At 44.2% G+C, this 1,191-nt stretch carries 1 protein-coding gene; it reads right to left on the bottom strand.

The annotated features are described in order from the left end of the window. Nucleotides 1-63: 63 nt before the first annotated feature. Nucleotides 64-1,089, bottom strand: a complete 1,026-nt coding sequence (locus EKM76_RS13340; RefSeq protein WP_099235906.1) for an IS30 family transposase — start codon at nucleotides 1,087-1,089, stop codon at nucleotides 64-66. Nucleotides 1,090-1,191 lie beyond the last annotated feature (102 nt).

Consider the following 1,191-nt stretch of genomic DNA (forward strand, 5'->3'; position numbering starts at 1 on the left):
CCCGAATTGTCAAATCAAGTGCAACACTTGCTAAACTTCACTTATAAGTGGTCTAGGTGGTGGTCATGCGAGTAGCTGCTCAGCCATGAATTCATTGGCTGATTTATAACCAAATAGTTTACGTGGCCGTTGGTTAAGTGCCGCGGTCGCTTGCTTAATATGATCATCACTGAAACTGGTAATTGATTGACCTTTAGGGATAAATTCTCTTAGTAGCCCATTAAGCTGTTCGTTACTGCCCCGTTCTGACGGCGTATAAGGATGAGCAAAATATAGGTTGGTACCAGTGACCTCACTCAGCGCAGAAAATTCTGCACCATTATCAAAAGTGAGTGACTTAACCACCTCAGCATCAAGTTTATTCACAAACTGTTGAACTGCAGCCTTACAGGTTTCAGCCTGATAGTTGGGGATTCTGATCACGACTTCGTAGCGCGTCATTCGTTCAGTTAGGGTGAGCAGTGCCGGTTGATCGCTGGTTCGCTTGCCTTTGACTAAATCACCTTCCCAATGACCAAATTCAGAACGATCATTAGCCGCTACTGGTCGCTGTTCAATTGAAGTCCCCAAGATCTTTTTATTTTGGCGTACACGACCCGTACGGTGCTTTTGGTGACGTTTGACCTGTTGTGGTAAATCGATATTGGCGACAGCTAGTAACCCGCGATCAATGTAACGATAAACAGTGGGTGTTGCGGGGCAATATTCAGCTGGATGGTGACGTTTATAAGCACCGACAAAGCTATCTACACTGTGCACCCGGAACTTAGCTTTAAGCGCAGTGGTCAATTGGTTAAAGAATTCCGGATTATGTTCGAGTAGACTTTTGCGATGGCAATTTAAACGGCGTTGTTCGTATTGAATTTGACCGCTATCGGCAAAATAACGCTGGGTATAAACGCCATAACTGGACATTTGAGTCACGGTGCCGCGCTTGATTTCACGGCTGATCGTGCTGGGATCGCGGGCTAATCTTTTAGCAATCGCCCTGATCGAATAATGATCTTCATAAAGACTCTGGATTTGGCCACGCTCCTCACTTGATAGTTGCTTATAAGATTTTTTGATGGTATCTTTAGATTGGGTCATGAAGTCCGTCCTAACTTATTGGTTTTGTCACTTATAAGTTTAAGGCTTCATGGCCTTTTTGGTCTAGTTATTTTGGTGTTGCACTTACATTGTAAATCCGGC

The organism is Loigolactobacillus zhaoyuanensis, assembly GCF_003946385.1.
GTDB lineage: Bacteria > Bacillota > Bacilli > Lactobacillales > Lactobacillaceae > Loigolactobacillus > Loigolactobacillus zhaoyuanensis.